We start from the raw sequence: 7,587 nt of genomic DNA, 5'->3' as shown, positions 1-7,587 counted from the left end.
TGGCTTGGGGGATGCCGCGCTGGAACTGTCCGGCTGTGGCGGTGTCGGAGCCGTTGGGGTTGACCGTCCAGCCCTTGTTGGTCTCGAAGTCATCGGTGAACACGATCTGACTGGATCCGACGGTCAACGTGAACGTGGCCGTCCGGTCGACCTGCGCGCCGTCGGCCAGCACGGTCAGAGTGTAGGTGCCGTTGGGAGTCCCGGCCGGCACGTTCACCGTCATCGTCGACGACTGGCCCGAGGTGAGGGTGCCCGGCGAGAACGAGGCGGTCGGCCCGGACGGCTGGCTGGTCGCCGAAAGCGTGACCTGCTGGGCACTGCCCGAGGTGGTCTGCGTGCTCACCGTGGCGGTCACCGACTGCCCCGGCTGCGCGCTCGCCGACGACGGGGTCACGCCCAGGGAGAAGTCGCTGCCACCGCCGGTGCAACTGGTGGGCTCATTGCTGCCGGCCGGCACGCTCACCGCGTTCCACGCGTCCCGGGTCCGGGTGAAGTCCGTGCACGTGGCCTTGCCCGCCTGGACGAGGTTGAGCACGCCCTGCAGGGAGGCCCTGCGGGCCAGGGAGTGCGTCCAGGTGGTGGTCTTCAGGTTGAGCATCTCCATGAAGATGAGGCCGGCCTTCTGCACGCCGACACCCGTGACCGTGGAGCCGTTGCATGTCGGGCTGTTGGGCCTGCCGTTGTTCGGGTCGCCCGCGTTGGAGCCCTCCGCCAGCAGGTAGAACCAGTGGTTCTGGACGCCCGCCGCCGCGTGCACCTCCATGCTCGGCACCGAGGAGCTGTAGCAGTTGGGGTGGCCACCGACCAGCGACGGGTTGTACATGTTGCGGATCGGGCCGTTGCCGACCAGGTCGACCTCCTCGCCGACCAGGTAGTCCGGCGGGTCGTAGTTGACGACCGCGGTGGTCCCGCTGATCTGCTCCGACACGCGCGGCTCGCCCGCGTACCACTCGGTCAGCGCGCCGAAGATGTCACCGGTGGACTCGTTCAGCCCGCCCTTCTCGTTGCTGCCGCTCGAACCGCCGGGCGTGAACTGGAAGATGCCGTGCCCCAGCTCGTGCGCCACCACGTCGGTCGGCGTCGCCTGCCGCGTGTTGCCGCTGTTGCGGCCGAAGTTGGCGTAGCTGCCGTTCCAGAAGGCGTTGGCCTGGTTGAGGCCGACCCGCATCGGCCAGCCCTGGCCGCTGCCGTTCAGCCCGTTGCGGCCCAGCCACGTCCCGACCATGTCGAATTCCTTGGCCGCGGCGTGCATGGCGTCCACGCAGGCGGTCTCCAGGTTGGCGCCGCCGGCGTTGCCCCAGACGTTGTCGGTGCCGCTGTAGACCGTCCCGCTCTGGTTGGCGCAGCTGATGCCGGGGCGGCCGGGGTCGCGCAGGCTGTACTGGGTGCCGGAGCCGGTGGCGGCGACCTCGACCGGGTTCTGCTGGCCGCCGTGGTAGAAGCTCAGGTCGTCGGCGTCGCGGACCTCGTCCCAGGACTGCGCCACCTTGCCGGTTCGCGCGTCCACGAGGACGTGCAGCCGGCTGGGCCGCGCGCCCTTGGCGCCAGTGACCACGACCTCGTAGGCGAGCCGTCCCTTGCCCTCGGCCATCACGGTCAGCTTCGGCTCGGACGTGTCCTCGACCGTGGACAGCAGCGCCCCGGCGGTCTCGGCGGCGGTGCCCGCCGAGATCTTCGGCGTGGTCGCGACCGACAGCGGGCTGGACTGGTTGACCGAGGCCCCCAGCACCGCCCCGTCCTCGTTGGTGACCACGACGAAGTCGCCGCCGTAGACCGGCAGGCCCGCGTACGTCCGCTCGTAGACGACGTGCTGCAGGCCGCCGGCGCCGGACTGGACGCCGCGGCGCAGGATGCGGTCCTTGGCCGACCGCCGGAACGGCGCGGGCTTGGCGGCGATCAGCCGGTCGGCGGAGGCCGCGGCCGTCTGCCGGGGGTCGGGCCGGCCGACCGAGCCGTTCTGCAGGCTCTGGGCGGACGAGACGGTGCGGGCGGGTGAGCCGGGCGCGCTCGCGCCGGTGGCAGGGGCGGACATCCCCACGACGAGGCCGCCGGCGATCGCCACGGCCCCCCACGCGGTTCGGTGTCTCACAGGTGCTCCTTTGTGCCGGCCCGGCGGCATGCGGCCGCGGCGGTCCTTGTGGGACACCGGTTCGCGGTGGTCATGGCCGTCGGGCGTTCACGGGGGGTGAGTGGCCGCGCGGGTCCGGTGTCCGGAACCGTTCCGCACGGCAGGGGTGATGTGCACCTTTCTGCGGGGAGTTGCCAGGAGTGGACCCCTTCGGCGCGGGCGCTGTCAATGAATTCAATTGCTCTTGGAATTTAAGGGTTTATGGATGAGTGTCCGTATTGTCGAGGAAAAGCAGCATCTGCTTGATCTGTGCGGAACGGGACCGTTCCATCCGCCGGGCCAGGTCCCGCACCCGCGGGTCGATTCCGTCCGCCAACTGCATCCGGGCGAGTTGGACGGCGTCGTCCTGGTGCGCGATCAGCGTGTTCAGGAACGCGCGCTCGAAGGCGGGGCCGGTGGCCCGGGCCAGCGCCGCGATCTCGGACTCGGAGGTCTCCGGCAGGCCGCCGTGCGCGGCGTGCGCGTGCCTGGGGGCCCGGGGCGGGCGCCGCCAGGCGCGCAGCCAGCCGGCCATCGTGGTGATCTCGGTGAGCTGGGTGGCCTCGATCGCGGCGGCCAGCGTCCGGACCTCGGGCCGAACGGCCCGCCCCTCGGCCAGCCGTACGATCCGCACGCCCTGCCCGTGGTGGGGGAGCATCATCTGCAGGAACATCACGTCGGTGCCGTTGAAACCCGGTCCGCCGGGGTCCGGTGAGGGCTCGGCGCCGGGCCGCAGGGCACCGGCACAGCCGGCGAACAGCAGCAGGGCGCAGACGGTGAGCAGCGCGGCGGCGGCGTACTTCGCGGGCCCGCGCTTCATGGCGTGTGCTTCATGGCGTGTGCTTCATGACGGGCGCTCCTTCACGCAGGAGCCGGACGGCGGACCCGCACCGGGCGGGAAAGCGGATCCGCCGCCACGGCCGTCTCAGACCCGCTGCCAGAGCGCGGGGACGTTCGGCGGTTCCCAGCCGGCGATCGCGGTGTGCGCCTGCCGGCACTGGTAGGTGGCGCCGCTGTAGGTGACCCGGTCCCCGGCCTGGTAGGCGGTACCGGCCGCCCAGGTGCCGCCCGGCTGCGTCGGGCTCGGCGTGGGGGTGGGCGTCGGGGTCGGCGTGGGCGTGGGCGTCGGGGTGGGGGTCGGCGTGGAGCCGCCGCCGAAGTCCACGTCGGAGCAGGTGTAGAACGCCTCGGCGCTGCCCACGACGCGCTGCCAGATCGAATAGATCACGTGCCGGCCGGTGCGCTGCGGGATGTCGAGGGTCCACCGGGTGAACGTGGTGGGGTTCTGGTTGTTGAACGTGCGCAGGTGCACCAGGTCCGACCAGCGCAGCGGCTGCGCCGGGCTCCAGCCCTGGCGGGTGATGTAGAACTCGAAGTTGCTGTTGGCGTGGGGTGCGGTGGCGTGGTACGTGACCGTCAACGGGCCCGGCGAGATCTGTTTGGCGGGCCAGTCGGTGCGCACCAGGTCCAGGCCGCGGTACTTCTCGCGGCCCGCGCTGCACAGCTTCCCGTCGGGGATGAGCTCGCGGTGCCGGCCGCCGGCGTCCAGCAGCGAGACCTCGTTCCAGTCGTAGAACGCCTGGGTGCCGCCCGTCGCGACGGCCGCTCTGCAGGCCGCCGACTGCGGGGTCTCCGGTCCCTCGTTCTTGCACACGTAGACGCGGCTGGGCGGGTCCGACAGGGTGCCGTGCGCGCCGGCCGGGCTCGCGGTCCACACCGTGACGAGCGTGGCCGCCAGGGGGGCGGTGGCCGCCGCGACGGCGGCCTTGGATCGGGTTCGCACTGGTCCTTCCTCCTTGCTCAGGGTGGGGGCTTGCGGAGGACGTGCCGATCGCATCGGTGTTCGGAGGGCGTTCTCCCAGGCCACCGCGTTCAGGGTCGACCCGCCGCCGGGAGCGCGGACCCGGGGAGGAGGACCTGGGCGACCGCCCTCAAAAAGGAAGGTTTCCTAATAATTAGAGGAACGTTAACCCCGCTCCGCACGCCCGGCAAGGACCTGCCGCCACGCCCGCCCGGCCCCGTTTCAACCACTCCAGGTGGGAAGGCGGGCCGGCCGGCGGGCAGCCGAAGGTTTGTCAGCAACTGCCAGAAATACCACCCCGCGCCCTGGATTCTCCACAAACGCGACATCCGCCGGGCGTGGCCCGTCCCGCCGGGCGGCTGAGATCACCATCAGCCCTTGACGACTCCCAGCGGCACCAGCCGGGCGACCTTCCGGCAGAGCCCGGCGCCCTCGGCGACGGCGATGACCTCGTCGATGTCCTTGTAGGCGGCCGGGGCCTCCTCGGCCAGCCCCCGCCAGGACGCGCCGCGCACCGCGACGCCCGCCGCCTCCAGCCGGTCGCGCAGCTCCCGCCCCCGCACGCTGCGGACGGCCTGGTGACGGCTCTGCAACCGGCCCGCGCCATGGCAGGTGGAGTCGAAGGCAGGATTGCCGGCGACACCGGCCAGCACGTACGAGGCGGTGCCCATGGTGCCGGGGATGAGCACGGGCTGGCCGCTGCCGGCCAGGTCGGGCGGCAGGCCGGGATGGCCGGGCGGGAACGCCAGGGTGGCGCCCTTGCGGTGCACGCACAGCCGCCGGGACCCGCCATCGACCTCATGGGTCTCGATCTTGGCGAGGTTGTGCGAGACGTCGTACACCAGCTCCAGATCCGCCCCGCAGGTACCGGCGAAGGCCCGCCGGGCGGCCTCGGTGAGCAACTGGCGGTTGGCGCGCCCGTAGTTGGCGGCGGCGGCCATCGCGGCCAGGTAGGCGCGCCCCTCGGGGGACTCGACCGGGGCGCAGGCCAGCTGCCGGTCGGGCACGGTGATGCCGTGGCGCCGCATCGCGGGCTGCATGGCGTGGACGTGGTCGGTGCAGATCTGGTGGCCGAGCCCGCGGGACCCGCAGTGGATCATGACGCAGACTCGGTCGCGGCGCAGGCCGAACGCCTCGGCGACGGGCTCGTCGTAGACCCGCTCGACCGCCTGGACCTCCAGGAAGTGGTTGCCCGATCCCAGGCTGCCGAGCTGGCCGAGCCCGCGCTCCATCGCGCGGGCGCTCACCGAGGCGGGGTCGGCGCCGGCCACCGCGCCGTGGTCTTCGCAGCGCGCCAGGTCGCGCGGGGTGCCGTGGCCCTGCTCGACGGCGTATCGGGAGCCTTCGGCCAGCACGTGCTCCAGCTGTCCCCGGCCGGCCAGCGGCCAGACGGCCCGGCGGCCCAGCCCCCGTGGGATGGTCCGCCCCAGCTCGTCCATCAGCCTCTGGTGCGTCCGCGGGTCCAGCCCGTCGCGGTCGAGGGCGGCGGCCAGCAGCCGCACCCCGCACGAGATGTCGAAGCCGACGCCTCCCGGCGACACCACGCCGCCGGCGGCGATGTCGGTGGCCGCCACGCCGCCGATCGGGAACCCGTACCCCCAGTGCATGTCCGGCATGGCGTACGAGGCGGTGACGATGCCGGGCAGCGTCGCCACGTCGGCCACCTGGCCGAGGGACCGGTCGGCGGCCGGGTCCGGGAGCAGCGCGCGGGAGGCGAACACGACCCCCGGTACGCGCATCTCCCCCTCCCGCTCGATCCGGAGCCGGTACGGGGTCTCCTGCATGATCCGCATCGTCGATCACCTGCCGTGAGATGCCGATCCGATTCCGCCTGCCCGAGAGTGGAAGGTGTCATACCCCGGGATCGGCCCGCCGACGAGGAGGAAAGAGGGCGAAACCCATGACGAGGTCCAGCGCCGGCCACCGCACGGTGCCGCACACCGCGGACATGCGCATCGAGGCGTGGGCCCCTTCCCTGGAGCAGTGCGTCGCGGAGGCGGCCACGGCGATGGTGGAGGGCTTCGCCGACCTGTCCGATGCCGGCCCGTCGACGGTGCGCGAGTTCCGCACGGAGTCCCCCGACCCGGAGGACCTGCTGGTCGCGGTGCTCGACGAGATCATCTACCGGATGGACGCCCACGGCGAGCTCCCGACGTCCGTGACGATGCACGGACCCCGGGTGAGCTTCACCATGGCCGACACCTCCCAGGCCGTCACCATCGGCGCCGTCCCCAAGGCGGTCTCCCTCAACGACCTGCACATCGCCCGGGGCGCGGAGGGCTGGCACTGCGCCGTCACCCTGGACGTGTGAGCCCGGGGATCCCCCTGTCCCCGGCTCAGGCGTCCGTGTCGTCCGACGGAAAGCCGTACCGGCCGTGGAGCCGGACGAAACAGGCCGGCGTCAGCACCCTGAGAGGAGCGAGCCCGGCGGCCGTACGCCGGAACAACACGACGTCCTCTTGCCCGCCCGGCCCGATCGGCTGGACCAGGCGGCCGCCGAGCCGGAGCTGCTCGACCAGCGGGGGAGGGACTTCGGGAAAGGCGGCCGACACGATGACGGCGTCAAAGGGGGCGAGGTCCGGCACCCCCTCCCCGCCGTCCCCCGTGCGCAACTCGACGTTGCCGATGCCCAGCGCGGCGAGGTTGCCACGAGCCTCCTCGGTCAGGTCGGCCCACAGCTCGACGCTCACCACATCACCGGCCAGCCTGGCCAGCAACGCGGTCTGGAACCCCAGCCCGGTCCCGACCTCCAGGACATGCTCGTCCCCGCCCGGCCCGAGCGCTTCGATCATCCGCGCCAACAACGAGGGCTGAGTCGTCACCTGCCCATGCCCGATCGGAACGGGCATGTCCTCGTAGGCCGCTCCGACCCACCCGGCGGGCACGAACCCGGCCCGCGGCGTCGCCCGCACGGCCTCCAGCACCCGCCCATCACGGATCCCGGCCGCCCGAACGGCCCGCACCAGATCCTCACACGAGCCACTCACCGTCACACCCACCGCACAGAGCCCCGCCCCCCGGCCCAGACTCCGCAAACCCCATCAACCTGGTACCCCACCCAAGCCGAAGGACGCCCCCCCAGCGACCAGACCAGGCGAACGCAAGGCCCCCATACCCAACCATCCAGGCCCCAGGCCAGGAGACGCTCACCACAGCGACCAGAGGAGACGAACGAAAAGGCCCCGTGCCCAACCGTCCAGCCCCCACAGGCCGAAGAACACCCACCACAGCAACCAGGGAAGAAGAACGAAAAGGCCCCCGTACCAAGATCGGCAGAGCCCGTACGCACCAAGATCGCTAGGTCCCCGTACCGAAGATCGTCGCACCAACGCGGGGGCGTGGGGGCAGAGCCCCCACCCCGGGGGGCTCCGGGGGGTCGCCCCCCGGAAAAACACTGCGGGCCACGGCGAAGCCGTCCCCGAAGGGGCGGCGAGCACCATGGCCCGACCCGTGGGCGATACTGGGATTGAACCAGTGACCTCTTCCGTGTCAGGGAAGCGCTCTCCCACTGAGCTAATCGCCCGGGCTTGCACAGAGGTGGAGACGGGATTTGAACCCGTGTACACGGCTTTGCAGGCCGTTGCCTCGCCTCTCGGCCACTCCACCGAAGTGAGGCCGCGCTGCTTGGCCCCTCAGAGCGGACGACGGGATTCGAACCCGCGACCCTCACCTTGGCAAG

Annotated in this window: 6 protein-coding genes and 2 tRNA genes; 1 reads left to right on the top strand and 7 read right to left on the bottom strand. The window is 72.0% G+C overall.

Translation table 11 applies throughout. The features are described from left to right. From C4U03_RS39465 to C4U03_RS39450, 4 genes are all read right to left on the bottom strand, one after another. The coding region (locus tag C4U03_RS39465) for a M4 family metallopeptidase (RefSeq protein WP_200827796.1) at positions 1–2,089 on the bottom strand (2,089 nt) is incomplete at its 3' end. Positions 2,090–2,327: 238 nt separating this feature from the next. Continuing rightward, positions 2,328–2,927, bottom strand: coding sequence for a DUF305 domain-containing protein (locus tag C4U03_RS39460; protein ID WP_103944980.1), 600 nt, complete (start codon positions 2,925–2,927; stop codon positions 2,328–2,330). Between the two features lie 105 nt (positions 2,928–3,032). Beyond that, positions 3,033–3,890: a lytic polysaccharide monooxygenase auxiliary activity family 9 protein gene (locus tag C4U03_RS39455; RefSeq protein ID WP_235018410.1), complete on the bottom strand. Its 858-nt coding sequence runs from the start codon at positions 3,888–3,890 to the stop codon at positions 3,033–3,035. Positions 3,891–4,279: 389 nt separating this feature from the next. Further along, on the bottom strand, positions 4,280–5,701 hold the full coding sequence (locus C4U03_RS39450) for an RtcB family protein (protein WP_103944976.1): 1,422 nt from the start codon (positions 5,699–5,701) through the stop codon (positions 4,280–4,282). 107 nt (positions 5,702–5,808) lie between these two features. On the opposite strand from C4U03_RS39450, the gene C4U03_RS39445 reads away from it, so the two are divergent. Next, positions 5,809–6,219, top strand: coding sequence for an archease (locus C4U03_RS39445; RefSeq protein WP_103944974.1), 411 nt, complete (start codon positions 5,809–5,811; stop codon positions 6,217–6,219). Between the two features lie 25 nt (positions 6,220–6,244). On the opposite strand, the gene C4U03_RS39440 is transcribed toward C4U03_RS39445, so the two are convergent. From C4U03_RS39440 to C4U03_RS39430, 3 genes are all read right to left on the bottom strand, one after another. Further along, complete coding sequence (locus C4U03_RS39440; RefSeq protein ID WP_103944982.1) at positions 6,245–6,895, bottom strand: protein-L-isoaspartate(D-aspartate) O-methyltransferase; 651 nt, start codon at positions 6,893–6,895, stop codon at positions 6,245–6,247. Positions 6,896–7,359: 464 nt separating this feature from the next. Next, positions 7,360–7,431 (bottom strand) — tRNA-Val (locus tag C4U03_RS39435). 12 nt (positions 7,432–7,443) lie between these two features. Then, positions 7,444–7,514 (bottom strand) — tRNA-Cys (locus tag C4U03_RS39430). Positions 7,515–7,587: the final 73 nt, after the last annotated feature.

Source organism: Thermomonospora echinospora (assembly GCF_900108175.1).
Classification (GTDB): domain Bacteria; phylum Actinomycetota; class Actinomycetes; order Streptosporangiales; family Streptosporangiaceae; genus Thermomonospora; species Thermomonospora echinospora.
Note: the sequence above shows the minus strand (reverse complement) of the source record. Positions and strands in the feature narration are given on the sequence as shown.